The 24,682-nt window shown below is 60.9% G+C and carries 21 protein-coding genes; 7 read left to right on the top strand and 14 right to left on the bottom strand.

What is annotated here, in order from left to right; genetic code table 11:
* Positions 1-16: 16 nt before the first annotated feature.
* Positions 17-1,888, bottom strand: coding sequence for an MFS transporter (locus B3N48_RS06230; protein ID WP_296180782.1), 1,872 nt, complete (start codon positions 1,886-1,888; stop codon positions 17-19).
* Positions 1,889-2,126: 238 nt separating this feature from the next.
* On the bottom strand, positions 2,127-3,275 hold the full coding sequence (locus tag B3N48_RS06225; protein WP_296180780.1) for a TDT family transporter: 1,149 nt from the start codon (positions 3,273-3,275) through the stop codon (positions 2,127-2,129).
* 371 nt (positions 3,276-3,646) lie between these two features.
* On the opposite strand from B3N48_RS06225, the gene B3N48_RS06220 reads away from it, so the two are divergent.
* Together B3N48_RS06220 and B3N48_RS06215 are read left to right on the top strand one after the other, a co-directional pair.
* The gene (locus B3N48_RS06220) at positions 3,647-7,120 is read left to right on the top strand and encodes a hybrid sensor histidine kinase/response regulator (protein ID WP_296180778.1); all 3,474 of its coding nucleotides are present in this window, start codon (positions 3,647-3,649) and stop codon (positions 7,118-7,120) included.
* A gap of 272 nt (positions 7,121-7,392) precedes the next feature.
* The gene (locus B3N48_RS06215) at positions 7,393-9,003 is read left to right on the top strand and encodes a methyl-accepting chemotaxis protein (protein ID WP_414704208.1); all 1,611 of its coding nucleotides are present in this window, start codon (positions 7,393-7,395) and stop codon (positions 9,001-9,003) included.
* 278 nt (positions 9,004-9,281) lie between these two features.
* Here the strand turns inward: B3N48_RS06215 and B3N48_RS06210 are convergent, their stop codons facing one another.
* The 4 genes from B3N48_RS06210 to cysK all read right to left on the bottom strand — a co-directional run bounded on the left by B3N48_RS06210 (position 9,282) and on the right by cysK (position 12,779).
* Positions 9,282-10,136, bottom strand: a complete 855-nt coding sequence (locus tag B3N48_RS06210) for a DMT family transporter (RefSeq protein ID WP_296180775.1) — start codon at positions 10,134-10,136, stop codon at positions 9,282-9,284.
* Between the two features lie 106 nt (positions 10,137-10,242).
* Positions 10,243-10,410: a hypothetical protein gene (locus tag B3N48_RS06205; RefSeq protein WP_296180773.1), complete on the bottom strand. Its 168-nt coding sequence runs from the start codon at positions 10,408-10,410 to the stop codon at positions 10,243-10,245.
* Positions 10,411-10,510: 100 nt separating this feature from the next.
* A complete protein-coding gene (locus B3N48_RS06200) occupies positions 10,511-11,449 on the bottom strand; it encodes an aspartyl/asparaginyl beta-hydroxylase domain-containing protein (RefSeq protein WP_296180771.1) in 939 nt (312 codons plus the stop codon).
* Positions 11,450-11,804: 355 nt separating this feature from the next.
* Positions 11,805-12,779 carry a cysteine synthase A gene (gene cysK, locus B3N48_RS06195; RefSeq protein WP_296180769.1) on the bottom strand — a complete coding sequence of 325 codons (975 nt, stop codon included), beginning with the start codon at positions 12,777-12,779 and terminating at the stop codon, positions 11,805-11,807.
* Positions 12,780-12,921: 142 nt separating this feature from the next.
* Between cysK and B3N48_RS06190 the strand changes: the two genes are divergently transcribed.
* On the top strand, positions 12,922-13,998 hold the full coding sequence (locus B3N48_RS06190) for a DUF748 domain-containing protein (RefSeq protein ID WP_296180768.1): 1,077 nt from the start codon (positions 12,922-12,924) through the stop codon (positions 13,996-13,998).
* Positions 13,999-14,006: 8 nt separating this feature from the next.
* Here B3N48_RS06190 and B3N48_RS06185 read toward each other — a convergent pair whose 3' ends face one another.
* Together B3N48_RS06185 and B3N48_RS06180 are read right to left on the bottom strand one after the other, a co-directional pair.
* Complete coding sequence (locus tag B3N48_RS06185) at positions 14,007-14,513, bottom strand: DUF2442 domain-containing protein (protein WP_296180766.1); 507 nt, start codon at positions 14,511-14,513, stop codon at positions 14,007-14,009.
* Complete coding sequence (locus B3N48_RS06180; protein WP_296181629.1) at positions 14,510-14,740, bottom strand: DUF4160 domain-containing protein; 231 nt, start codon at positions 14,738-14,740, stop codon at positions 14,510-14,512. Before B3N48_RS06180 ends, B3N48_RS06185 begins: the two co-directional genes overlap by 4 nt.
* A 193-nt stretch (positions 14,741-14,933) precedes the next feature.
* Between B3N48_RS06180 and B3N48_RS06175 the strand changes: the two genes are divergently transcribed.
* Positions 14,934-15,776, top strand: a complete 843-nt coding sequence (locus tag B3N48_RS06175) for an AAA family ATPase (protein WP_296180763.1) — start codon at positions 14,934-14,936, stop codon at positions 15,774-15,776.
* A gap of 143 nt (positions 15,777-15,919) precedes the next feature.
* Complete coding sequence (locus B3N48_RS06170) at positions 15,920-17,098, top strand: vWA domain-containing protein (protein WP_296180760.1); 1,179 nt, start codon at positions 15,920-15,922, stop codon at positions 17,096-17,098.
* A 143-nt stretch (positions 17,099-17,241) separates the two neighbouring features.
* Here B3N48_RS06170 and B3N48_RS06165 read toward each other — a convergent pair whose 3' ends face one another.
* The 6 genes from B3N48_RS06165 to B3N48_RS06140 all read right to left on the bottom strand — a co-directional run bounded on the left by B3N48_RS06165 (position 17,242) and on the right by B3N48_RS06140 (position 21,879).
* Positions 17,242-18,168 carry a biotin-dependent carboxyltransferase family protein gene (locus B3N48_RS06165; RefSeq protein ID WP_296180757.1) on the bottom strand — a complete coding sequence of 309 codons (927 nt, stop codon included), beginning with the start codon at positions 18,166-18,168 and terminating at the stop codon, positions 17,242-17,244.
* Positions 18,165-18,869 (bottom strand): 5-oxoprolinase subunit B family protein, encoded by a 705-nt coding sequence (locus B3N48_RS06160; protein WP_296180754.1) that lies wholly within the window; start codon positions 18,867-18,869, stop codon positions 18,165-18,167. Before B3N48_RS06160 ends, B3N48_RS06165 begins: the two co-directional genes overlap by 4 nt.
* The gene (locus B3N48_RS06155) at positions 18,866-19,618 is read right to left on the bottom strand and encodes a 5-oxoprolinase subunit PxpA (RefSeq protein ID WP_296180752.1); all 753 of its coding nucleotides are present in this window, start codon (positions 19,616-19,618) and stop codon (positions 18,866-18,868) included. The genes B3N48_RS06160 and B3N48_RS06155 overlap by 4 nt, the downstream gene beginning before the upstream one ends.
* Positions 19,619-19,921: 303 nt before the next feature.
* A complete protein-coding gene (locus B3N48_RS06150; RefSeq protein ID WP_296180749.1) occupies positions 19,922-20,446 on the bottom strand; it encodes a DUF2937 family protein in 525 nt (174 codons plus the stop codon).
* Between the two features lie 9 nt (positions 20,447-20,455).
* A complete protein-coding gene (locus B3N48_RS06145; protein ID WP_296180747.1) occupies positions 20,456-21,232 on the bottom strand; it encodes a class II glutamine amidotransferase in 777 nt (258 codons plus the stop codon).
* 140 nt (positions 21,233-21,372) lie between these two features.
* Positions 21,373-21,879: an MFS transporter gene (locus B3N48_RS06140; protein WP_296180746.1), complete on the bottom strand. Its 507-nt coding sequence runs from the start codon at positions 21,877-21,879 to the stop codon at positions 21,373-21,375.
* Positions 21,880-22,020: 141 nt separating this feature from the next.
* Here B3N48_RS06140 and B3N48_RS06135 point away from each other — a divergent pair, with 141 nt between their 5' ends.
* Both B3N48_RS06135 and B3N48_RS06130 read left to right on the top strand, forming a co-directional pair.
* On the top strand, positions 22,021-24,078 hold the full coding sequence (locus tag B3N48_RS06135; RefSeq protein ID WP_296180745.1) for a S9 family peptidase: 2,058 nt from the start codon (positions 22,021-22,023) through the stop codon (positions 24,076-24,078).
* Positions 24,079-24,171: 93 nt separating this feature from the next.
* Entirely contained in the window at positions 24,172-24,645 is a 474-nt protein-coding gene (locus tag B3N48_RS06130) for a cyclic nucleotide-binding domain-containing protein (protein WP_296180744.1), read from the top strand.
* Positions 24,646-24,682: the final 37 nt, after the last annotated feature.

The following is a 24,682-nucleotide window of genomic DNA, read 5'->3' as shown; positions in this document are numbered from 1 at the left end:
CCCCCCTTGGAGCCGGTTACTGCGCCGTTCCGCGCAATGCCATCACCCGCTCGCGCACCAATGCCGGTTGCGATTCCTCCCCTGCGAGCGCAGGCCCTGCGACCAGGGTCACGCGCGACCACAACCGGCGGAACACGCCTTTGTTCGGGTCGCGGCTGAAGAAACTGCCCCACAGACCTTGCAGTGCCAGGGGGATCACTGGCACATCGGTCTCTTGAAGGACGCGGGTCATGCCGCCTTTGAACTCGTCGATTTCCCCGGTGGTGGTCAGTTTGCCTTCGGGGAAGATGCACACCAGTTCACCGTCCTTCAGATACTCGGCGATGCGCTTGAAGGCGGCGTCGTAGATCAGCAGGTCTTCGCCACGCCCCGCAATCGGAATCGCGCCCGCCGTGCGGAAGATGAAGTTCAGCACCGGGATGTTGAAGATTTTGTAGTACATGACAAAGCGAATCGGCCGACGCACCGAGCCCGCGATCAGTAGCGCATCGACGAACGACACGTGGTTGCAGACCAGCAAGGCCGCGCCTTCGTCAGGGATGCGGTCGAGGTCGCGGTGTTCCACGCGGTACATGGAATGGCTCAGCAGCCAGATCATGAAGCGCATGGTGAACTCCGGGACGATCTTGAAAATGTAGGTGTTGACCGCGACGTTCATCAGCGAGACCACAAGGAACAGCTGCGGGATCGACAGCTTGACCACACTGAGGAAAATGATCGAGACAATCGCCGAGATCACCATGAAGAGCGCATTGAGGATGTTGTTCGAGGCGATGACCCGCGAGCGTTCTTTTTCCGGGGTGCGCGACTGAATCAATGCGTACAGCGGGACGATGTAGAAGCCGCCAAAAACGCCGATCCCGAGGATGTCCAACAGCACCCACCACGCTTGCCCATAACCAAGAATCGCCAGCCAGTCGTTGGCCTGAACGTTTTGCGGGAAGTCGCCTGAATGCCACCACAGCAGCAGGCCGAACACGGTCAGACCGGCGGAACCGAAAGGCACCAGGCCGATTTCGACTTTGCGCCCCGACAGCCGCTCGCAGAGCATCGAACCGGCAGCGATGCCGATCGAAAACACCGTGAGGATCAGGGTGACGACGGTTTCATCACCGTAGAGAAATTGCTTGGCGTAGGCAGGAATCTGCGTCAGGTAGATCGCCCCGACGAACCAGAACCACGAGTTGCCGACGATGGAGCGGGACACCGCTTTGGTCTGGTTCAGACCGAGCTTCAGTGTGGTCCAGGATTCGCTGAAAATGTTCCAGTTCAGGCGCATCTCGGGGCTGGCGGCCGCTGCCGGAGGGATGCCGCGACTGGCCAGATACCCAAGGCAGGCCACCAGCACCATTGCCGTTGAGACGATGGGCGCGTAATGCGTGGCCGACATCATGATCCCGGCGCCGATGGTGCCTGCCAGAATCGCCAGAAAGGTGCCCATTTCCACGAGGCCGTTGCCGCCGACCAGCTCGTTTTCGTGCAGGTGCTGCGGCAGGATCGAGTATTTGACCGGGCCGAACAGCGCCGAGTGAGTGCCCATGGCGAACAGCGCGGCAAGCATCAGCGACAGGTGATTCAACAGGAAGCCCGCAGCGCCGACCAGCATGATGGCGATCTCCAGCACCTTGATCATGCGGATGAGTTTGTCTTTCGGGTATTTTTCGCCAAACTGCCCGGCGAGCGCCGAGAACAGGAAGAAAGGCAGGATGAACAACAGCGCGCAGAGGTTGACGTAGATCGAGCGGTCGCCGTCGATGGTCAGCTTATAAAGGATGGCGAGGATGAGCGACTGCTTGAAGATGTTGTCGTTGAACGCCCCGAGGGACTGGGTCACGAAAAACGGCAGGAAACGCCGTTTGCCCAACAAACTGAACTGCGACTGACTCATCGGCCAAGGTCCTTGATGGCGCCACTATCGGCTTTAGGGTTGGAACGCTGGAAAGCCGATCCGAGCCACATTGAAGACGTTGAAGGACGGATTGTCGATAGGCGAGAGCGTACAGACCCCGTAGAAGCCGGCTTGCTGGCGAAAGCGGCGTGTCATTTACCACAGAGGTGTCTGACACCCTGCTTTCGCCAGCAAGCCGACTTCCACAGCGTGGAACAATGTCAGCCGGAAAATGCGATCAGGGCTTCAGTCCTGCGATACATGGCGAAACGAACAGCGCTCCTTTGTAGGCCCCTGCCACGGTGCGCATCATGATCACCAGCCACAGCGCCGCCAGACCCGCGACCAGCAGGCTGCCCAAGACCGAGAAAAAGCCTAGATTCAACACAGCGCCTAATTTCAGCGTGGTCAACGCAAACACCCCCAACGGAAACGTGAAGCCCCACCAGCCCAGGTTGAACGGGATGCCGTTGCGCAGATAACGCGTCGTGATCAGCACGGCCATCAACAGCCACCACACACCGACGCCCCACAGCATGATCCCTGCGATCAACCCCAGTCCCGCTGCGATCTCACCCACGCCGGGCAATGCGTTCGCGGCGAAGATCACCGGCGAATCGGCGCCCAGTACCATCAATCCGAACGCGCCTGTGCTGACGGGTCCCAACGCCAGCCAACTCGATGCAGCCATGCTTTCGTGAGGCAACTTATGCAACGCCATGCGCAGCAGAAGGATCGTCAGAATGCTGAAGGCAACGGGGACCGACAGCGCCCACAGCACGTAGCTGGTGATCAGCACGCTGAACTGGCTGTGCGCGTCCGTCAGATGCGGGGCCAGCAGCCCACCACTGGCCGCAGCCACTTCCGCAGCGACCACGGGCAACAGCCAGACCGCGGTCATCTGGTCGATGCTGTGCTGCTGGCGGGTGAACATCATGAACGGGATCAACACGCCGCAGCCCACAGACATCGCCACGTCCAGCCACCAGAGCGCTTCGGCAAGGGGCAGGATTGCGGTTCCCCGCCACGCCGGGCCAAAGGTCAGCAGGCCATTGATGACTGTTGCCAGGCCCATGGGAATCGTGCCGAAGAACATCGACACCGTGGAATGCCCGAACACCCGCCGCGCTTCGTCGAAAAACATCAGCCAACGCGCGAGGTAGAGAATGCTGAACGTCAGGAACAGCAAGATGTTCAGCATCCACAAGGCTTCGGCGAGCGCTTGCAGGCCGGCAGTGTGAACCGGCAGTTGGGTGAGCACCGCAGACAGAATGCCCGTGCCCATGGTCACGGCGAACCAGTTGGGGGTGAATTGGCGAATGACTTCCCGCGGGTGGCTCAGTTGGCTGAACGGTTTGCGCGGGACGGAGATAAAGGTGTGGCTCATGGCATGGCTCCTGTCCTCGGGTGAGGTGGTCTCCATGTTAGGGCGTCAGCTGATATCGACTAAACGGGTAATTTCGCTATAGGTCATAGATGTTGCAGATATGGGAAATGCCCGCGCTCACCACCGACCTGTAGGAGTGAGCTCGCTCGCGATGGCGATCCGCCAATCAGCATAGGTTGACAGGTATCACGCCATCGCGAGCAAGCTCACTCCTACAGGTCATCACGGTGGCCAGAGTCAGCGGCAACCTTGGATAGTCAAGCGCCCGCTCCGACCATGGTCGAAACAGACGAACGCCAGCCGCCGTGCGAGACTGTGTGGCATGCGAAGGATCGCAGCCGAAATCGTCTCTGCTTGAATCTGGAGTTCCCATGTCGCTGTCCAGCGGACTGATCGCCGCCGTTGCCTTGGCCTATATGGCCATCATGTTCGCCATCGCCTTTTATGGCGATCGTCGCAGCGGTGCCTTGCCGCCGCGCTTGCGTGCGTGGGTGTATAGCCTGTCGCTGGCGGTCTACTGCACCAGCTGGACGTTTTTCGGCGCCGTGGGTCAGGCGGCCGAGCAACTGTGGTCGTTCCTGCCGATCTACCTTGGCCCCATCGTGATGCTGGTGCTGGCACCGTGGGTGCTGCAAAAAATGGTGCTCATCAGCAAGCAGGAAAACATCACTTCAATCGCCGACTTCATCGCCGCGCGCTACGGGAAATCCCAGTCGCTGGCGATCGTCGTCGCGTTGATCTGCCTGATTGGCGTCTTGCCCTACATCGCGCTGCAACTCAAAGGCATCGTGCTGGGGGTGAATATCCTGATCGGCGCGGGGGCCGACGCCGCAGGCACTCGGGCGCAGGACACCGCGCTGATTGTGTCACTGGTGCTGGCGCTGTTCACCATCGTGTTCGGCACGCGCAACCTGGACGCTACCGAACACCACCGCGGCATGGTGCTGGCGATTGCTTTCGAGTCGCTGGTCAAACTGTTCGCGTTCATGGCGGTTGGCGTGTTCGTGACCTTCGGCCTGTATGACGGCGTGGACGACCTGTTCAATCAGGCGATGCTCGCGCCGCGTCTCGAAGAGTATTGGAAGGAGACGGTGAACTGGCCGTCGATGGTGGTGCAGACCGGCGTGGCGATGATGGCGATCGTCTGTCTGCCTCGGCAGTTTCACGTGACCGTGGTCGAAAACATCGACCCTCAGGATTTGCGTCTGGCGAAGTGGGTGTTCCCGGTTTACCTGCTGCTGGCCGGGCTGTTCGTAGTGCCGATCGCGTTGGCGGGACAGATGCTGCTGCCGAGCTCGGTACTGCCGGATTCCTTCGTGATCAGCGTACCGCTGGCCCATGCGCACCCGGCCCTGGCGATGCTGGCATTCATTGGCGGCGCGTCGGCGGCCACCGGCATGGTCATCGTGGCCAGTGTCGCGCTGTCGACCATGGTCTCCAACGACATGCTGCTGCCGTGGCTGTTGCGCCGCAAAACCGCCGAGCGGCCGTTCGAGGTGTTCCGCTACTGGATGCTGTCGGTGCGCCGGGTCAGCATTGTGGTGATTTTGCTGCTGGCCTACGTCAGCTATCGCCTGCTGGGCTCGACCGCAAGTCTGGCGACCATCGGCCAGATCGCCTTCGCAGCAATCACCCAATTGACCCCGGCGATGATCGGCGCGCTGTACTGGAAACCCGCCAACCGTCGCGGCGTGTTCGCGGGGCTGGCGGCCGGCGTGTTCATCTGGTTCTACACCCTGGTACTGCCACTTACCGCCCACAGCATGGGCTGGGCGTTGAGCAGTTTCCCGCTGCTGGCCTGGCTGCACAGCAACCCGTTCAACCTCCCTATCAGCCCGCTGACCCAAGGCGTGCTGCTGTCGATGGCGGGCAACTTTGCGCTGTTCGTCTGGGTGTCGCTGCTGTCGCGCACGCGGGTCTCGGAACACTGGCAGGCCGGGCGTTTCATCGGGCAGGAATTGCAGGCGCGGCCCAATAATCGCTCGCTGCTGGCGGTGCAGATCGAAGACCTGCTCAAGCTGTCGGCGCGTTTCGTCGGCGAAGAACGGGCCCGGCAAAGCTTCATCCGCTTCGCCTATCGACAAGGCAAGGGTTTCAACCCGAACCAGAATGCCAACGGCGAATGGATCGCCCACACCGAGCGGCTGCTGGCGGGCGTGCTCGGCACCTCGTCGACCCGCGCTGTGGTCAAGGCCGCCATCGAAGGCCGCGACATGCAGCTCGAAGACGTGGTGCGCATCGCCGACGAAGCGTCCGAGGTGTTGCAGTTCAACCGCGCCTTGCTGCAAGGCGCCATCGAGAACATCACCCAAGGTATCAGCGTGGTTGACCAATCGCTGAAGCTGGTGGCCTGGAACGACCGTTACCTTGAGCTGTTCAATTACCCGGAAGGCCTGATCAGCGTCGGCCGGCCCATCGCCGACATCATCCGCTACAACGCCGAACGCGGCTTGCTCGGGCCGGGCGAGGCCGAGGTTCACGTCGCCCGCCGTTTGCACTGGATGCGTCAGGGCCGCGCCCACACGTCCGAGCGATTGTTTCCCAACGGTCGGGTGATCGAGCTGATCGGGAACCCGATGCCCGGCGGCGGATTCGTCATGAGCTTCACCGACATCACCGCGTTCCGCGAGGCCGAGCAGGCGCTCAAGGGCGTCAACGAAAGCCTTGAGCAGCGCGTGGCCGAGCGCACGCGCGAGCTGTCGCAGCTCAATGTCGCTCTGACTGAAGCCAAGGCCCACGCCGAAGCGGCCAACCAGTCCAAGACCCGTTTTCTCGCCGCCGTCAGCCATGACCTGATGCAGCCAATGAACGCCGCCCGTCTGTTCTCCGCCGCACTGCTGCATGTCGAGGACAGCATCCCCGATGAGGCGCAGAAGCTGATTCAGCACCTGGACAGCTCGCTGCGTTCCGCCGAAGACCTGATCAGCGACCTGCTGGACATTTCCCGTCTGGAAAACGGCAAATTCACGCCGACCATTGCCCCCTTCCCCCTCAACAACCTGTTCGACACCCTTGGCGCGGAATTCAAGGCGCTGGCGCAGGAACAGGGGCTGAGCTTCCGCGTGAGAGGCAGTCAGCTGCGCGTGGCCAGTGACGTGAAGCTGCTACGCCGGGTGTTGCAGAACTTCCTGACCAACGCCTTTCGATACGCCAAGGGCCCGATTGTGCTGGGCGTGCGGCGCAAGGGCGCGAACGTGAGCCTGGAGGTGTGGGACCGCGGACCGGGCATTCCCGAAGACAAACGCCAAGTGATTTTCGAGGAATTCAAACGTCTCGACAGCCATCAGACCCGCGCTGAGAAAGGCCTGGGGCTGGGCCTGGCGATTGCCGACGGCTTGTGCCGGGTGCTCGGCCATACCCTCGAAGTGCGCTCGTGGCCGGGCAAGGGCAGTGTGTTCAGCGTCACGGTGACACGGGCGCGCACGCAAACCCCGGCGCTGCCGGTGGCCCTTGAACCCCAACGTGTTGCGCTCAACGGCACACAGGTGCTGTGCGTCGACAACGAGGACAGCATTCTGATCGGCATGAACAGCCTGCTCAGTCGTTGGGGTTGCCAGGTGTGGACCGCACGCAATCGCGAGGAATGCCAAACCCTGCTCGACGAGGGCATTCGTCCGCATTTGGCCTTGGTGGATTACCACTTGGACCACGGCGAAACCGGCACCGAACTCATGGCCTGGCTGCGCACCCAATTGGGCGAACCGGTGCCCGGCGTGCTGATCAGCGCCGATGGCCGCCCGGAGCTGATAGCGCAGGTGCACGCGGCGGGGCTGGATTATCTGGCCAAGCCAGTGAAGCCAGCGGCGTTGCGCGCGCTGTTGAGCCGGCATGTGAGCTTGAGCTGACGTCACGCCTTTACTGCGCATCGTTACAACGCGCCCCTTCGCCACAGGGCAGCGTCGCCTGCTCGTTTGAAATATCTGGTCATCGTTCGCAGGCGGCGCCCGAACGCGTATTCGGTTGCCCTTCGGAACGGTTTTCATCCACGACAGTCAAGATCCGTGCGTGATATCAGTTTGATATCGAAACCATCCCTACCAAGACGCCTCAGAGATAAAAAGGCGTTGGGTGCACCCCGACTTGTCGTACCGAGGAGCGAAACATAGTGATCAGAAACATGCGTATTGGCCGCAGAGCAAGCCTGGGTTTCGGGTTGGTCGGCCTGTTGTTGGCAGCCGTTGGATTATTTTCTCTGGGCCAAATGTCGGTGCTGCGTGCCAGCGCCGAGGTGATCGAACAGACCTGGATGCCGCACATCGAAGACACCCACACAATGGCCGACCGCGTGACCACCCTTCGAATGGAGGCTCTGCGCCTGATCGCCATTCCCGAGGCGAACGTGCAGCGCAACACCAAGCGCGCCATTGACGACAACCGCGACCGGTTGCTCAAGCAACTGAGCGCCTATAAAAGCGAGGTCTCTGCGCCAGAAGAACGCCAGCTGGTCAGCCAGATCGAAGGCTCCGTTGAGCGTTACTTGAAGATTCTCGACCAAGTGATCGCGAACATCGATGCGCAGCAGCAGGGCCAGGCGTACAAAGTGCTGAGCGAGGAATTGGCCCCTGAAGGCGGCAAGCTGGACGGCCACTTGCGCGCGCTGATCGGCTACAGCCAACAGGGCGCGGAACATGCCGCCAGGCAGGCCGCGCGCTTGTATGAGCGCACCCAGATGATCGTGATCGCGATCATCGTCGCCTCGTTGTTTCTGACGCTGGCGCTGGCAGTGGCTCTGACCCGCAGTATCGTGAAACCCATCGGCCAGGCGCTCGAGGTCGCGCAAATCATTGCAGCAGGCAAACTCACAACCACCCTCACCCCGGTCGGCAAGGACGAACCTGCGCAGTTGCTCCAGGCCCTTGCCGTCATGCAACAGAATCTTCGCTCGACCATTCGCGGCATCAGTGACTCCTCCCAGCAACTGGCGTCGGCCGCAGAAGAAATGAGTTCGGTCATGGACCAAAGCACCCGCAGCCTGCAGTCGCAGAACGACGAGATCGAGCTTGCGGCCACGGCCGTCACCCAGATGAGCGCAGCGGTCGATGAAGTGGCGAACAATGCCGTATCGACTTCCGAGGCCTCGAAGGCTTCTGACGAAGACACCCGGCATGGCCATCGTCAGGTCGCCGACACCATCGAATCCATTCAGGGGCTGGTGGGAGATGTCATGAACGCGTCGACAGAGGCGCAGGGGTTGGCGGTGCAGGCTCAAGACATCAGCAAAGTGCTGGAAGTGATTCGCGGCATCGCCGGACAGACCAACCTGCTGGCGCTCAACGCGGCCATCGAAGCGGCACGGGCGGGTGAAGCGGGACGCGGTTTCGCGGTGGTGGCCGACGAAGTTCGGTCGCTGGCGCAGCGCACCCAGGACTCCACTCAGGAAATCGAGCAGATGATCAGCAGCATTCAGACTGGCACTCAGAAAACCGTCGACGCCATGCAGAACAGCGCCAGCCGGGCCGAGCAGACGCTGCAACGGGCCAGCGGCGCAGGCCTGGCGTTGGAAAAAATCACGGCCGCGATCTCGCAAATCAACCAGCGCAACCTGGTCATCGCCAGTGCTGCGGAACAGCAATCGCTGGTGGCACGTGAGGTGGACCGTAGCCTGGTGAACATTCGCGACTTGTCGACACAAACGGCAGCCGGCGCCACCCAGACCTCCGCCGCCAGCCAGGAACTGTCGCGGCTGGCAGTGGATTTGAACGGGCTGGTGACGCGGTTTGTGTTGTGACTGACACTCAACGGCGGCAATGCACCGCTGAATCTGCGGGAGGCGGCTTGGTGCAGGCCGTGGTTGGACGAAGGCGTCGTGTCATTCACCCCTCAATTGACTGATATGCCGCTTTCGCCAGCAAGCCGGCTCCCACAGTGCAACGTCGGTCACAGATTCTATGACCTATGCACGACCTTGTGAGAGCCGGCTTGGTGCGGACCGTGATCGGACAAAGGCGGTTTGCCAGCCAACATAGCGTCTCCACACAAGCCCTCAGCGTACGCCGCTAAAACGCGTTACTTCACCTTTCTGAACACAAAGATCAGCCCTACCACGATCAGCATCATGCCCAGCACACTCAGCAGCGCCAGCCGGTTGCCGAAGATGAGGTAATCCATGATCGCCGTCACGGCAGGCACCAGATAAAAGAGGCTGGTGACATTGACCAGATTGCCCTGGGCGATCAACCGGTACAGCAGGAAGGTCGCCAGCACAGAGACCACCAGCCCCATGTACAGCACTGGCACATAGAAACCCACACTGTGTTCGAAGTGAAACGGCTGAAACGGCACGAACACCGCGCACACGAGCGTGCCGGCGAAGTACTGAACCGGCAGCGTGCCGAGGGGGTTGGCGGTGATGCGCTTCTGCATGATCGACCCGCAGGTCATGCTCAACATGCCCAGCACACCGAACAGCATGCCCGCCAGCGAGCCGCCGTCGCCGATGCCCTGGAACACGACCAGGATCAGCCCGGCCAGCCCCAACCCCAGACCGAACATCCGCGACCAGGCACGGCTGCGTTCGACAAGCACGGCCGTGAGGATCGGTTGCACCCCCATGATGGTCGCCATGACACCGGGAGCGACGTGCATGTCCAGCGCCAGCAAGTAACAGATCTGATAGGCACCGAGCAGTACCGCGCCGGTCGCCAGGGCATAGCCCATGGACTGGCGTGTGGCAGGCCATTTGTAGCCAAGGGTGGGAATCAGAATCGCCAGCGCGATCAGCGCCAGCAAAAAGCGGAACAGCAGAAAGGCAAAGGGCGAAGCGTGGGTCAGGCCCCATTTGGACACGATTGCGCCGCTGCTCCACAGCAGGACGAACAGCGTGGTCGTGGCCATCGAGACCAGGGTTTTATTGGTAAACATGGTGTCACCTGTGATTCAGACAAAATCGGACCCGGCGCAAAGACCGGATTCACGGATGTTTTGTTGAGGATGGGCAGGCGTGAGACGACGGCGTCAACGCAGTCGGTCAGCCAAGCGCAACCACGGCGGGCGGCGAGACAACGCTCGCGACCGGGCCGGTCACAGGAGAAGGTGGGGGGTAACGCGTGATGTAGAACGCTTGCTGGCACCCACGCGGCTCACCCGCAGCGAAGGCTGCAGTGTCGAACACGAATGGCGAGTGGGAAGCAGGCATGGCGCTGATCTTCATCGGAATAAGAGGTCGGTGTTTCAAACTGTTTCAACACCGGCGCTGAATATAACCAGCGCACGGTGCTGGATGCAACGTTTAGTTATCAGCCGAACAACCAGTAGCCCAACAGCGTCAGCACGGCCACTGCGAGCACCGGACGCAAGATGCGATAGGCCTTCGGATTGGCGCGCTTGAATTGCTTGACCTTGCCACTGAACGCGTTGCTGAAACGCTTGCTGAAGGCATACGCCTGGTTGATGCCACCCACGCGTTCGTCATCGGTGTTCTGCGGTGCGGTAGCGCGGCCAAGAAAAGCGCTGACGCTGCGGTTGACGGAGGTCATGAAGCGGTTGCTCAACGGACGCTCGATGTCGCAGAACAGGATCACGCGGGTCACGTCGGTTTCATTCTTGACCCAGTGCACATAGGTTTCATCGAACATCACGTCTTCCCCATCGCGCCAGGCATAGACCTTGCCGTCAACGAAAATCCGGCAATCGTCGGAGTTCGGCGTGGACAGGCCCAAGTGATAACGCAAGGATCCGGCAAACGGGTCGCGGTGCGGGTTCAGGTGGCTGCCGCCCGGCAACAGCGCGAACATCGCGCCTTTGACGTTGGGGATGCGGCTGACCAGCTCGACGGTTTTCGGGCACAGCGCCTCGGCCGAGGGCAGCGGTTTGTCGTACCACTTCAAGTAAAAACGCTTCCAGCCTTTCTTGAAGAACGAACCGAAACCGGCGTCGTTATCCTTGGCGGCAGCGCGAATGTATCCCTCATCGAACAGGTGCATCGCTTCGTCGCGAATGGTTTCCCAGTTGTCGCGCAACACGTCCAGCTCGGGAAATTTGCTGCGGTCAAGGTAGGGCTTGGACGGCACACTGGAGAACAGGTACATCAGGGCGTTGTAAGGCGCGAACAACGCGGAGTGGTTCACGAATTGGCGCAACACCGGCAAACGCGCCTTGCCGCGCAAATGCACGTAAAGCGTGCTGCCGATAAACAGCAGCAGAATCGCCGCTTTGGCAGCGAAAGAAAGGGTCATGAAGCTCTCCTTGGAACAGGCAGATGTCGAACCATTGTCGCGAACAGCCACCTGTAGGAGCGTGGCTTGTCTCTGGGCCGCACTCGGACGATCTGCCGGGAACCGGCAGCAAACCCTGGCAACGCTGCGCGCCTGACACGCCGTGCGCCCCGGATTTACGACCATCGCGTCGCCGATCGTCCGAGTGCGGCCCAGAGACAAGCCACGCTCCCACAGACATCGCAACCTGATCGCTGGGTATTCTAATCAATCAACGACCCTGCCGAATGACGTATGTCACGTCTCGGCAGGTCTGGATGGCGCCATCATAAGCCTTCATCGTCCTGGTAAAAAGCCGAAGCACACGCCACGGCGTTTATTGGGTCAATTCCTGCTCCGTGAACAGATCACTGAACAGCATGCTCGACAGGTAACGTTCCCCCGAGTCCGGCAGGATCACGACAATCGTCTTGCCCTGCATTTCTGGCTTCTCGGCCAGACGCACCGCCGCCTGCATCGCCGCGCCACACGAGATGCCGCAGAGAATGCCCTCCTCCTGCATCAGCCGCAGGGCCATGGCTTTGGCTTCCTCGTCGCTGACCAATTCCACCTGATCGACGATCGACAGGTCGAGGTTCTTCGGAATGAAACCGGCGCCGATCCCTTGAATCTTGTGCGGGCTGGGCGTGATCTCCTGCCCCGCCATGGCCTGGGTGATGATCGGCGAAATCAGCGGCTCGACGGCCACCGATCTGATCGGCTTGCCCATGGTGTGCTTGATGTAGCGGGACACGCCGCTGATGGTGCCGCCGGTGCCCACGCCCGCCACCAGCACGTCGATGGCGCCATCGGTGTCATTCCAGATTTCCGGGCCCGTGGTCTTTTCGTGAATGGCCGGATTGGCCGGGTTCTCGAACTGCGCGGGCATGAAGTATTTCTCGGGATCGCTGGCGACCAAAGCTTCGGCCTTGGCGATGGCGCCTTTCATGCCCTGCGCCGGCTCGGTCAGCAGCAGCTCGGCACCCAGCGCCTTGAGCACCTTGCGTCGTTCGATGCTCATGGACGACGGCATGGTCAGTACCAATTTATAGCCACGGGCTGCGGCCACGAACGCCAGACCAATGCCGGTGTTGCCGGACGTAGGCTCGACCAGGGTCATACCCGGCTTGAGCTTGCCCTTGCTTTCAGCGTCCCAGACCATGTTCGCGCCGATCCGGCATTTGACCGAATACCCCGGATTACGCCCTTCGATCTTGGCCAGAATCGTGACCCCGCGCGGCGCGATGCGGTTGATCTGCACCAGTGGAGTGTTGCCGATGGAATGGGCGTTGTCAGCGTAGATACGGCTCATGACCGGGTCCTTTGTGCAGGTGGCGGAAAAGCTCAAAGCCTAAGCCTGGGCATAACTGGCGTCCAGTCATAGCGAACGGATGCCATCGCCAGCAGTCAACACATCACGCAGTCACCCCATCCCGAACCCGGAGACATCAGCCATGAAACGTCGCTATAGCTGGCCACTGTGGACAGTCGTGGGCCTCGTTGTGCTGTTGATCGTCATACACCTCGCGTTGCCCTACGTGGTGCGCAACTACCTCAATCAAAAACTCGCCGACATGGGCGACTATCGTGGCGAGGTCGCGGATGTCGATCTGGCGCTGTGGCGCGGGGCGTACAGAATCAATGGCCTGAACATCGTCAAAGTGGACGGCAAGGTGCCGGTTCCGTTGCTCAAGGTGCCGGTGATTGACATTGCGGTCAGCTGGCATTCCCTCTGGTACGACCATGCCGTGGTCGCCGAAGCCGCATTCCTCAGCCCAGAGCTGAACTTCGTCGACGGCGGCACTAACAAGCAACAGTCCCAGACCGGTGCGGGCACCGACTGGCAGGCGCAGCTGAACAAGCTGCTGCCGATCACCCTCAATGAGGTGCGCGTCACCGACGGCAAAATTACCTTCAGCAACTTCACCTCTACGCCGAAGGTGAAGATCGAGGCCGACAAGGTTAACGCCAGCATTTATAACCTCACCAACGTGGTCGACACCGCCGGCAAACGCGACGCTCGCTTCGAGGGCAAAGCCCTGCTGCAAGGCGAGGCGCCCCTGGAATCCAGCGCCACGTTCGACCCGTTCAGCAATTTCGAAGACTTCGACTTCAAGCTGCGGGCGACCAACCTGCAACTCAAAAGCATGAACGATTTCGCGGCGGCCTACGGCAAGTTCGACTTCAATGCCGGCAACGGCGATATCGTCATCGAAGCCCAGGCCAACAAAGGCCAACTCAGCGGCTATATCAAACCGCTGCTGCGGGACGTCGACATCTTCAACTGGCAGCAGGACGTCGAGAACAAGAACAAGGGTTTCTTCCGCTCGGTGTGGGAAGCGATGGTCGGCGCCAGCGAAACCGTGCTCAAGAACCAGCGAAAAAACCAGTTCGCCACCCGCGTCGAACTGAGCGGCAGCGTCCACAAACAGGACGTCAGCGCATTCCAGGCATTCCTGCAGATCCTGCAGAACGCGTTCATCCAGGCGTTCAACACGCGGTATGACAGTGGGAAGAGTGAGGCGCAGTGAGGCTACGCTCACTCCGATTCGTTGTCCCGCTCGACACCGTAAGCCGCACGCTTTTCGGCAACCAGAAAACCACGTTGCCCTTGCTCCTGCAGAGCGTCCCACCCAAGGCAGGCCAGTGCCAACGTTCGCGGTGCAGCTTCGCGACCGTTGCTGTACCGGGTAATGCTCCGCGTGCTGACCCCCAAGGCTTCAGCCGCCAGCGCCAGGGGCAAACCTGTTCTGGCACGCCAGCCGATGAAGATCCGGGTGTTCTCGTCAGTGGCTGCCTGAGCCTGAGCATCCAGATAGAGCGTGTCCGCCCCGAGTTGAATGTCCGGGTCGAGCCATTCAACGGTCCAGCCGTCATCGCCGATCTGTGCCTGCGTAAAGACAGTGGTGTCCTGCAAAGGCTTGAGGCCAGGGTGGCTGCGAATGTCTGCGCTCAAGTCGAGCACGAAACGTTGATCGTTTATAAACGTGAGCGCCAGCCTGCGATTGGCCAGGGCCTCGACGGCTTTGAGGCGGGGTCGTTTCATGGATGCCATCGTTTCCATTCCTCCATCAATTCACACTGGTGAGCCCGTACCCATTCCAGCGCTTCCTTGAGCACGGCGGCCGGGGCATGACCGCGCATGGGTTCAACCAACTGCAGGCAAATCAGAACGTCCAAGCCTCCACCGGTCAGGTGAACGTGAGGCGGCAGGTGGTCCTTTTCCCGCAGTTGAATCCTGTATTTGTCTCTGAATCTATGTTTGGTCGACATGGCGGGGAATGTATAGCCAATTTGGCGATACATCAATGCGCGTTACAATTTTTCCTTCAGTCAAACCCCGACCCGCCATTCAGAGACTGAATAAAGCGTCTGCGTTCACACTCGGGCGGGGGGCGCGTTATAGTCGCTGCATTCTTTTCGGCGTTCGGGCCCATGCTGCCACGCCTTGTTCGAGGATTTTCCGATGAAGTTCGAAGGCACCCGCGCCTATGTCGCTACCGACGACCTGAAGCTGGCCGTCAATGCGGCGATCACCCTGGAGCGTCCGCTGCTGGTCAAGGGCGAGCCTGGCACCGGCAAGACCATGCTCGCCGAGCAACTGGCCGAATCCTTCGGTGCGAAGCTGATCACCTGGCACATCAAGTCGACTACCAAGGCCCATCAGGGTCTGTACGAGTACGACGCGGTCAGCCGTTTGCGCGACTCGCAACTGGGCGTTGATAAAGTCCACGACGTGCGCAACTACCTGAAGAAAGGCAAGCTCTGGGAGGCCTTCGAGGCCGAAGAGCGGGTGATTCTGCTGATCGACGAGATCGACAAGGCCGACATCGAATTTCCCAACGACCTCTTGCAAGAACTCGACAAGATGGAGTTCTACGTTTACGAGATCGACGAGACGATCAAGGCCAAGAAACGCCCGATCATCATCATTACCTCCAACAACGAAAAAGAGCTGCCGGACGCCTTCCTGCGCCGCTGCTTCTTCCATTACATCGCCTTCCCTGATCGCACCACCCTGCAGCAGATCGTCGACGTGCATTACCCGGACATCAAAAAGGACCTGGTCAGCGAAGCGCTGGACGTGTTTTTCGACGTGCGCAAAGTGCCAGGCCTGAAGAAAAAACCCTCGACCTCCGAGCTGGTGGACTGGCTCAAGTTGCTGATGGCCGACAACATCGGCGAAGCGGTTTTGCGCGAGCGTGATCCGACCAAAGCCATTCCGCCGTTGGCCGGGGCATTGGTGAAGAATGAGCAGGATGTGCAGCTTCTCGAACGTCTGGCCTTCATGAGCCGTCGCGCTCGCTAAGTGGTTGCGCGTCGATCATGCTGCGTTGAAAACAAGCTCGGAATGCTCATTTAGGTGCCTAAACTCCGCTTCTTCGCTTGTTTTCGCCTTGCCTGATCTTAGCTCGCCGACTTATCGCCAAGCGTTTTATTGAGGGCCTCGTCATGTTGCTCAACCTGTTCAACGAAATGCGCGCAGCCAAGGTGCCGGTCTCGGTGCGTGAGCTGCTGGACCTGATCAACGCCCTGAAGCAGCGGGTGACGTTCGCCGACATGGACGAGTTTTACTACCTGTCGCGGGCGATTCTGGTCAAGGACGAGCGCCACTACGACAAGTTCGACCGGGCGTTCGGCGCCTATTTCAACGGGCTGGAAAAGCTCGATGATCACCTGCAGGCGCTGATTCCTGAAGACTGGTTGCGCAAGGAATTCGAACGCTCGCTGACCGATGAAGAGCGCGCCCAGATTCAATCGTTGGGCGGTCTCGACAAGCTCATCGAAGCATTCAAGAAGCGTCTGGAAGAACAGAAAGAACGTCACGCCGGTGGCAACAAGTGGATCGGCACGGGTGGCACCAGCCCGTTCGGCTCCGGCGGCTACAACCCGGAAGGCATTCGTGTCGGCGATGCGGGCAAGCGGCAGGGCAAAGCCGCCAAGGTCTGGGATCAGCGCGAGTACAAGAACCTTGACGACCAGGTCGAACTTGGCACACGCAACATCAAAGTCGCCCTGCGCCGCCTGCGCAAATTCGCGCGTCAGGGTGCAGCGGACGAACTGGATATCGACGGTACTATCGACCACACCGCCCGCGATGCCGGGCTGCTGAACATCCAGATGCGTCCGGAACGCCGCAACACCATCAAGCTGTTACTCCTGTTCGACATCGGCGGCTCGATGGACGCCCACGTGAAGATCTGCGAAGAACTGTTCTCGGCCTGCAAGACCGAGTTCAAGCACATGGAGTATTTCTACTTCCATAACTTCATTTATGAATCGGTGTGGAAGAACAACCTGCGCCGCACGTCCGAACGCACTTCGACCCAGGATTTGCTGCACAAATACGGCGCCGACTACAAAGTGATCTTCATCGGCGACGCCGCCATGGCGCCCTACGAAATCACCCAACCGGGCGGCAGCGTCGAACATTGGAACGAAGAAGCCGGTTACGTCTGGATGCACCGCTTCATGGCCAAGTTCAAGAAAATCATCTGGATCAACCCCTACCCCAAAGACGCCTGGGCTTACACCACGTCCACCAATATCGTGCGGGATCTGATCGAAGACCAGATGTATCCGCTGACGCTGCGGGGGTTGGAGGAAGGGATGCGGTATCTGGCGAAATAGGTCCATGGCTTCCTGAACGCAATCAACTGTGGGAGCCGCCTTGGTGGCGAATGCGTCAGGCCAAAGACATTGAGATCAGCTGACACACCGCCTTCACCACAAAAGGCGGCTCCCACCCATCAAATCCATGTCCGGCACCAGACTCAGACCCGCTTGGCCAATCGCTGCACAACCTCCACCTGCTCCCGCCACGCCACCTCCTGCACCACCGCCTTCATTCGCACTTCACTCCCCGGCAGCTTTTGCGCCAGTCGCGCCAGCGACAGCGGGGTCAATGCGCCCAATCGGGGATAACCGCCGATGGTCTGGCGATCATTAAGCAGCACGATCGGCTGGCCATCCGGTGGAACCTGAATGGCGCCGAGGGGGATGCCTTCGGAGATCATGGGTTTGCCCTGATAGATCAGCTCCGGGCCGAGCAGGCGTTGGCCCATGCGGTCGGCGCGGCTGTCGAGGGTCCAGTTGCTGTTGAACGCGTCGAACAGGCTCAGGCCGCTGAACTGGCCGATCTGCGCGCCGAGGACGACGTCCAGCGGGCGTGCTTCGTCGACGTTCGGGATCAGATGATCAGGCAACGTGTGCAGTTCGAACGACAGGCCGCAATAGCGCAGTTGATCGCCTTCGCGCAATGCTTTGCCTGTTCCGTCGAGGCCACCCAGCCCTTCCCTTCCCACGGTCGCGCGACTGCCCAACACGTCGAAGGCATCAAACCCCCCAGGGGCGGCGAGGTAGGCGCGGGCGCCGGACACCGGTTGGGTGAAGCGCAATTGCTGGCCCTTACGGACGAAAAAGCTGCGCCACGGGGCGACAGAGCGATCGTCGAGCATGGCGCCCAGATCGGCACCGGCCAGCGCCAGACAGCAATCGGATTCGGCGCTCAAGGTCAGCCCGCCGAGGGTGATTTCGATGACAGCGGCGTCGAGCGCATTGCTCAGCAAGCGGTTGGCCCACGCCATTGATACCCAGTCCAGCGCGCCGCCCTGAGTTACGCCGAGATGGCGGACGCCGAAGCGCCCCGCGTCCTGTAGCAGGCACAGCGGCGTGCTGTTTTTGACCGTCAGCAGACTCATGCCAGGGCCTCCAAGGGAGTGTCGTCTCCGCCCAGACGAATGAATTCGGCGTGATCGATCGGTGCGAAACGCACGGTGTCGCCGGGTTGCATGAGGCTGTAGCCGTCGATGTCGCGGTCGAACAATTTCGCGGGGGTGCGACCGAGAATGTTCCAGCCACCGGGGGACTCAAGCGGATAAGCCGCTGTCTGGCGCTCGGCGATGCCCACGCTGCCTACCGCCACGCGCTTGCGCGGGGTGTTGATGCGAGGGGCGGCGAGGATTTCTTCGACCAGCCCCATGAAGGCGAACCCCGGGGCGAAACCCAAGGCGAACACCTGATACTCACGTTGACTGTGACGCTGGATCACGTCGTCCACCGGCAGCCCGCTACGTCGGGACAGCAGCGTCAGTTCGGGGCCGACGCTGAGGTCGTACCACACGGGTAACACATGCTGTCTCCCGGCCTTGGCGGCATCGGGGGAAAGCCCAGTCAGCGCTTGAGCAATAAGCTCGCGGGCCTGTTGCGGGCTCAGCGCCATCAGGTCGTAATGCACCATCAGCGTGGTGTACGACGGCACCAGATCGATCAAGTGCGCGCCGAAACCTTCGCGTAGACGCACGCTGGCGGCAAGCATCCACGGCATGTTGGCTTCATCGATGGCATCGAACAGGCGCACCATCAGGCAATCGATCGCGACGACTTCAATGCGCAGATTCATGAGGCGGACGTCTGGTCCAAGGCTTCGCGAATGCGTTGCACCGCCGCGATGGAGCTGGCGTTGTCGCCATGCACGCACAGGGTGTGGACGTGAAGCAGCAACTCGCTGCCATCGCTGGCAATCAGCGCGTCGCCGCGGGACAAGGTCATGGCCTGATCGATGATCCGCTCAGGATCGTGATGCACAGCCCCCGGCAAGTTGCGGGAGACCAGACGGCCTGCGCTGTCGTAGGCGCGGTCGGCGAAGGCCTCGAACCAAAGGGTGACGCCGAACTCATCGGCAATGGCTTGCGCTGCGCTGTTGTCGCGCATGGACAGCAGCATCAGCGGCAGTTCGGCGTTATAACGGGCAATGCCTTCGATGACTGCGCGCAGTTGTACCGGGTTGGCCATCATGTCGTTGTACATCGCGCCATGGGGTTTAACGTAGCTGACCCGGCCGCCTTGGCCACGGGCCACGCCGTCCAGCGCGCCGATCTGGTAATGCAGCAAGTCTTGAATCTCCTGCGGCGAGCAGGCCATCGAGCGACGCCCGAAACCGACCAGATCCGGATAAGCCGGGTGCGCGCCGATCGTGACGTGGTGGCTCAGGGCCAAGGCCACGGTCTTGCGCATGACACTGGGGTCCCCGGCATGAAAACCGCAGGCGATGTTGGCGCAATCGATATACGGCATGACCTCGGCATCGAGACCCATGGTCCAGGCGCCGTAGCTTTCGCCGATATCACAATTCAATAACAGGCGGCCCAAGGGGTGATCTCCTGTGCGGTTGAAGGTTGGGGACGAGGCTAGAGTCTACGCGTGGGAAGCGTCGCTTTGCAGCGTTGAAATGCGCCTGTCGTGTGCAGGCGCATTCTTGGACGGACGGGGATGATGCGTCCAACGAATAAAAGCAGAGGCAGGGGATAAGAAAAAGTGAACGGTCCGGTGTCTAGAATGGCGCCGAACTGCAGGAATGAGCTTGCTCGCGATGCGCAGTGTCAGACACTGTTGCCCAAGCTGACACTCCGCAGCGCGAGCAAGCTCACGCCTACACAAGAGCGGCCGCGCTCGTTACTGCCAATCCCGATTCACTTTGCGCACGTGATGCCGTCCTACGAACAGCCAGTCGATGAACAGCACGAAGCTCTCGATCACGAACGAGAACAGCAGCGCGCAGAACAGGCCCCAGCCGATGACTTCCGGCGACAGCAGCACCTGCCAGGTGTAACCATTCCATGTCTCGGCGCGGATATCCGAATCGGCGGCGGTCAGCACGTGCCAGGCACGCTGATACCAAGGGCCTTGCAGGGCCATCCATTCGCGATCGAGCACTTGGCTGCGGGTCAGCAAGTTGCTGATGTTGTTGGCGTCAGTGCGGAACACTGGGTCGTCGCTGCTGCGGTAATGCTGAATCAGCGCCTGCACGTCGCCATTGAAGAACCGCGCGGCCGTGTCGCTGTAGCCGCGCAGGCTCTGTTGCGCTTCCATCAGATGCGCTTCGACGCGTTTGCTGTAGTCACTGATGAAGCCGGGAATCTGCACCCCGATCAAAAGGCCTGCCGTGAACAACACCAGTCGCAGATAGCTTCGCAGCATAGGTCCCTCTCAGTCGGATTGGCCTTCGGCCACGCATTCGCCACGCCGCCACAGGCTCCAGTGGCCGGGCGCATAGCGGTTCCAGGTTTCGTTTTCGGTCAGCGGTTCGGTGGCAATCACCGTGACCACGTCGTTGGGGGTGGTTTCGGCCTGAAAATCGACGATCACGTCGACATCCTTGAGCCGTGCCGGGCCAAACGGCGCGCGTCGGGTGATGTGCACGAGCTTTGTCGAACAGAAGCAAAACAGCCAATCGCCATCACTGAGCAAGCCATTGAACACGCCTTTGCTGCGATACTCATTGCAGGCTTCGACCAATGTCGGCAACAGCTGTTCGATCTCGACCGGCTCGGGGAACGCCTCGCGCACCCGGTTCAACAGGTCGCAGAACGCCGCTTCGCTGTCGGTATCCCCCACCGGTCGGTAGAACGTCGCGGTCGGGTGGAAGTCCGCCAGTTGGCCGTTGTGGGCGAAGCACCAATTGCGCCCCCACAACTCGCGCACGAAGGGATGGGTGTTGGACAGGCAGACCTTGCCGACATTCGCCTGCCGAATGTGACCGATGACCACTTCGCTCTTGATCGGGTAACGCTGCACCAGTTGCGCGACTTCCGATTCGCTGCTGGCGGCCGGGTCCTGAAACAGACGCAGGCCGCGCCCTTCATGGAAGCCGATGCCCCAGCCATCGCGGTGGGGGCCGGTGCGACCGCCGCGCTGCATCAGCCCGGTAAAGCTGAACACGATGTCGGTCGGTACGTTGGCACTCATGCCCAGAAGTTCACACATGCTCGGATCCCGGTGCGCTCAACGACACACATCATTTTTGCAGGAGCGGCTTGCCCGCGAATCGTTGTGCCAGTCACCACACGGGTGTCTGGAGAACTGCATCGCGGGCGAGCGCGCGCCTACAGGCGTACTCGCCACGCTTAAAGTTTGGGTTCGACCCTATGACGGCCAACATTGCCGCCGTTGGCAGGCGCCGCAGGGCTGGCGAAACGTGAAGGGCCTTGCGTAGCGAACGGCTCATCATCGTCGGCATGCGGCTTCTGCTCGGCAGCCGCCTGTGCGGCAGCGGCGTCTGCGTGGGCCTGACGGGCTTTTTTCTTGCGCAGGAAGGGCAAGCGGATCAGCGCAAACACGACGTACAGGCCCAAGGCGATCGCGCCGTAAGTGGACAGGTCGAGCGCCGCCCGCCAGACGTTGTTGCCGACCTTGAGCCCAAGGTCCAGAACGCTGATGGCCAGCGCCGGGGCGTAGATTTCCTTGGCCGGGTCGACGATGGTCGGGCAGAACAGCAGGACCGCACCGATCACGCGAAGCGGTTCACGCAGGTAGCGCCACATCCAGCCGGTCAGCTTGAACCACACCAACAGACAGCCCAACGCAGCGAATGCGTAAAGGCCCCAGGCAATGAGATAGTCGTTGTCGGTCATGACGTCCGTGGTAAGGCAGGTAAAGAGGCGCTTATGATAACGACTTTTCGACAGCCTGGCTTACCCGGCTTCAGTTATCGGTCCGCACGCCTTCGCAGGCACCCGCCGGAGCGGTCTGTTTCACCTTTGAGAGAGCCCAGCATGTCATCGTCCAACACAGATTTCCGCGCCCCTGTCGCTCGCAAGGCCGACGGGGCCGACCCGTACGCTTGGCTTCAAAATCGCGATACCGATGAAGTCCTCGCTTACCTCAAGGCCGAAAACGCTTATCAAGAACAGCAATTGGCCGATCAGCAGGCCCTGCGCGAAACCCTCTTTCAAGAGATCAAGGGTCGCATCCTGGAAACCGACTTGTCGCTGCCCTCGCCGTGGGGCCCGTATCTGTATTACACCCGCACCACTGAGGGCGATGAGTACGCCCGCCACTACCGCTGCCCGCGCCCGGCCGACGATTCACTGGCCGTCGACGACACCGCCGAAGAACTGCTACTCGACCCCAACGTGCTGGCCAATGGCGGCTTTTTCTCTCTCGGCGCCTTCAGCATCAGTCCGGATCACCAGCGACTGGGCTACAGCCTCGACACCAGCGGCGAAGAGGTTTACCAGCTGTACGTCAAAGAACTGAGCAGCGGTGATGTCATTGCGCTGCCGTTCGAAGCGTGCGACGGCAGCATGACCTGGGCCAACGACAGCCAAACCCTGTTCTTCGGCGAACTGGACGACACCCACCGCCCGCACAAGCTGTATCGGCACACGCTGGGCAACGACTCGGCAGACCTGGTGTTCAGCGAGCCGGACGGACGTTTCTTCCTGCATTGCTACCGCACCAGCTCCGAGCGCCAACTGGTACTGGGCCTGGACAGCAAGACCACCAGCGAAAGTTGGGTGCTGGACGCCAGCACGCCGGATCAGCCGTTCGTGTGCATCGCGCCACGCAGCGAAGGTCATGAATATTCGGTGGATCACGGTTTGATCGACGGTGCCTGGAGCTGGCTGATTCGCAGCAACCAGGACGGCATCAACTTCGCCCTCTTCCACGCGCCTGAGCAGGCGAGCGGCGTGCCAGAGCGCAAGGACTGGCAGACGCTGATCCCCCACAGCGACAGCGTGATGCTCGACGGTTTCAGCCTCAACGCCCGTGGTTTGACCTTGAGCCTGCGCGAAGGCGGCCTGCCGATCGTCGAAGTTCACCCACAAGGTGGGTCGCCCTATCGCGTGCAATTGCCGGACGCGGCCTACAACCTCTATGTGCAAGACACCCTTGAATTCGAGAGCGACAGGATTCGTCTGCGCTATCAATCGCTGAACCGTCCGCCACAGGTGCGACAGCTGGACCTCGCCACCGGGGAACAAATCGTCCTCAAGGAAACGCCGGTGCTTGGCGTATTCGACGCCGATGCCTACGTGAGCCAGCGCCTGTGGGCGACCGCCGCCGATGGCACGCAGGTGCCGATCAGTCTTGTGGTCAAACGCGAATTGGCCGGCCAGCCGGTGCCGCTGTATCTGTACGGTTATGGGGCTTATGGCGAGAGCCTGGACCCGTGGTTCTCTCACGCACGCTTGAGCGTGCTGGACCGTGGCGTCGCCTTCGCCATCGCCCATGTGCGCGGTGGCGGCGAACTGGGCGAGGCTTGGTACCGAAGTGGCAAACAGGAACACAAACAGAACACGTTCAGCGATTTCATTGCCTGTGCCGAACATTTGATTGCGGAAAACCTGACCTCGGCCGAAAAACTGGTGATCAGCGGCGGCAGTGCCGGGGGCCTGTTGATCGGCGCGGTAGTGAATCAACGCCCTGAGTTGTTCAAGGCAGCGATTGCCGAGGTGCCGTTCGTCGACGTCCTCAACACCATGCTCGACCCTGACCTGCCGCTGACCGTGACCGAATACGATGAATGGGGCAACCCCCAGGAACCCGAGGTCTACGCTCGGATCAAGGGCTACGCGCCGTACGAAAATGTCAGCGCGCAGGCGTACCCGGCGATGCTGGTGATTGCCGGGTATAACGACAGCCGGGTGCAGTATTGGGAGGCGGCGAAGTGGGTGGCCAAATTGCGCGACACCAAGACCGACGATCACCTGCTGCTGCTCAAGACCGAACTGGGCGCCGGGCATGGCGGGATGAGCGGGCGGTATCAGGGATTGCGTGACGTAGCGCTCGAATACGGCTTTATCTTCAAGGTCTTGCAGTTGGCCTGAGGCCCCCCGCCGGGCCGATCGGGCGGCGCGAGGCAGCCAGTCGCCCTGCGCCGCTTCAGAGGTCATTTTTTCAACATTGAACAAGAACATGCCATGCCGACTTCATCCTCACTGAACAATGAAATCCGCGAGATGCTGATGGACTGCGGTCTGTTCCTCGCACTCACCCCGGCGGACTTTTCCGCGGCAGCGGGTTACTTCAGCATCAGCAGCATCGACAAAGGCGAAGCGATCTTTAGTGAAGGCGACGCGGGCACCTTCATGTGCATCATCCATTCGGGCACGGTGTCGGTGCAGAAACGCAACGGCGAGGGAAAACCGGTGGAGACCGCGACCCTGCGCAGCGGTCGGGCGTTTGGCGAAATGGCCGTGCTGGATGGCGAACGCCGCTCGGCCAGTTGTGTCGCGGCCTCAGCCTGCACCCTGTTGAATCTGGGCAAGGACTCGCTGGACAAGATGCTCAACGAAGCGCCGAAAGTCGCGGCCAAGATCATTCGCGCAATTGCCATCGCCATGTCCAAGCGCCTGCGAATGATGGATGGGCAGGTGTTGGCGCAGCAGGAGTAGTCCGGGTTCGCTCACTTCCACCTGTGGGAGTGAGCTT

Source organism: Pseudomonas sp. UBA1879, from assembly GCF_002338065.1.
Lineage (GTDB): Bacteria > Pseudomonadota > Gammaproteobacteria > Pseudomonadales > Pseudomonadaceae > Aquipseudomonas.
Note: the sequence above shows the minus strand (reverse complement) of the source record. Positions and strands in the feature narration are given on the sequence as shown.

What these genes read in the sequence shown, in the direction of transcription:
- B3N48_RS06230 (WP_296180782.1), bottom strand. Translation starts at nt 1,888, where the DNA reads ATGAGTCAGTCGCAGTTCAGTTTGTTGGGCAAACGGCGTTTCCTGCCG.
- B3N48_RS06225 (WP_296180780.1), bottom strand. Translation starts at nt 3,275, where the DNA reads ATGAGCCACACCTTTATCTCCGTCCCGCGCAAACCGTTCAGCCAACTG.
- B3N48_RS06220 (WP_296180778.1), top strand. Translation starts at nt 3,647, where the DNA reads ATGTCGCTGTCCAGCGGACTGATCGCCGCCGTTGCCTTGGCCTATATG.
- B3N48_RS06215 (WP_414704208.1), top strand. Translation starts at nt 7,393, where the DNA reads ATGCGTATTGGCCGCAGAGCAAGCCTGGGTTTCGGGTTGGTCGGCCTG.
- B3N48_RS06210 (WP_296180775.1), bottom strand. Translation starts at nt 10,136, where the DNA reads ATGTTTACCAATAAAACCCTGGTCTCGATGGCCACGACCACGCTGTTC.
- B3N48_RS06205 (WP_296180773.1), bottom strand. Translation starts at nt 10,410, where the DNA reads ATGCCTGCTTCCCACTCGCCATTCGTGTTCGACACTGCAGCCTTCGCT.
- B3N48_RS06200 (WP_296180771.1), bottom strand. Translation starts at nt 11,449, where the DNA reads ATGACCCTTTCTTTCGCTGCCAAAGCGGCGATTCTGCTGCTGTTTATC.
- cysK (WP_296180769.1), bottom strand. Translation starts at nt 12,779, where the DNA reads ATGAGCCGTATCTACGCTGACAACGCCCATTCCATCGGCAACACTCCA.
- B3N48_RS06190 (WP_296180768.1), top strand. Translation starts at nt 12,922, where the DNA reads ATGAAACGTCGCTATAGCTGGCCACTGTGGACAGTCGTGGGCCTCGTT.
- B3N48_RS06185 (WP_296180766.1), bottom strand. Translation starts at nt 14,513, where the DNA reads ATGAAACGACCCCGCCTCAAAGCCGTCGAGGCCCTGGCCAATCGCAGG.
- B3N48_RS06180 (WP_296181629.1), bottom strand. Translation starts at nt 14,740, where the DNA reads ATGTCGACCAAACATAGATTCAGAGACAAATACAGGATTCAACTGCGG.
- B3N48_RS06175 (WP_296180763.1), top strand. Translation starts at nt 14,934, where the DNA reads ATGAAGTTCGAAGGCACCCGCGCCTATGTCGCTACCGACGACCTGAAG.
- B3N48_RS06170 (WP_296180760.1), top strand. Translation starts at nt 15,920, where the DNA reads ATGTTGCTCAACCTGTTCAACGAAATGCGCGCAGCCAAGGTGCCGGTC.
- B3N48_RS06165 (WP_296180757.1), bottom strand. Translation starts at nt 18,168, where the DNA reads ATGAGTCTGCTGACGGTCAAAAACAGCACGCCGCTGTGCCTGCTACAG.
- B3N48_RS06160 (WP_296180754.1), bottom strand. Translation starts at nt 18,869, where the DNA reads ATGAATCTGCGCATTGAAGTCGTCGCGATCGATTGCCTGATGGTGCGC.
- B3N48_RS06150 (WP_296180749.1), bottom strand. Translation starts at nt 20,446, where the DNA reads ATGCTGCGAAGCTATCTGCGACTGGTGTTGTTCACGGCAGGCCTTTTG.
- B3N48_RS06145 (WP_296180747.1), bottom strand. Translation starts at nt 21,232, where the DNA reads ATGTGTGAACTTCTGGGCATGAGTGCCAACGTACCGACCGACATCGTG.
- B3N48_RS06140 (WP_296180746.1), bottom strand. Translation starts at nt 21,879, where the DNA reads ATGACCGACAACGACTATCTCATTGCCTGGGGCCTTTACGCATTCGCT.
- B3N48_RS06135 (WP_296180745.1), top strand. Translation starts at nt 22,021, where the DNA reads ATGTCATCGTCCAACACAGATTTCCGCGCCCCTGTCGCTCGCAAGGCC.
- B3N48_RS06130 (WP_296180744.1), top strand. Translation starts at nt 24,172, where the DNA reads ATGCCGACTTCATCCTCACTGAACAATGAAATCCGCGAGATGCTGATG.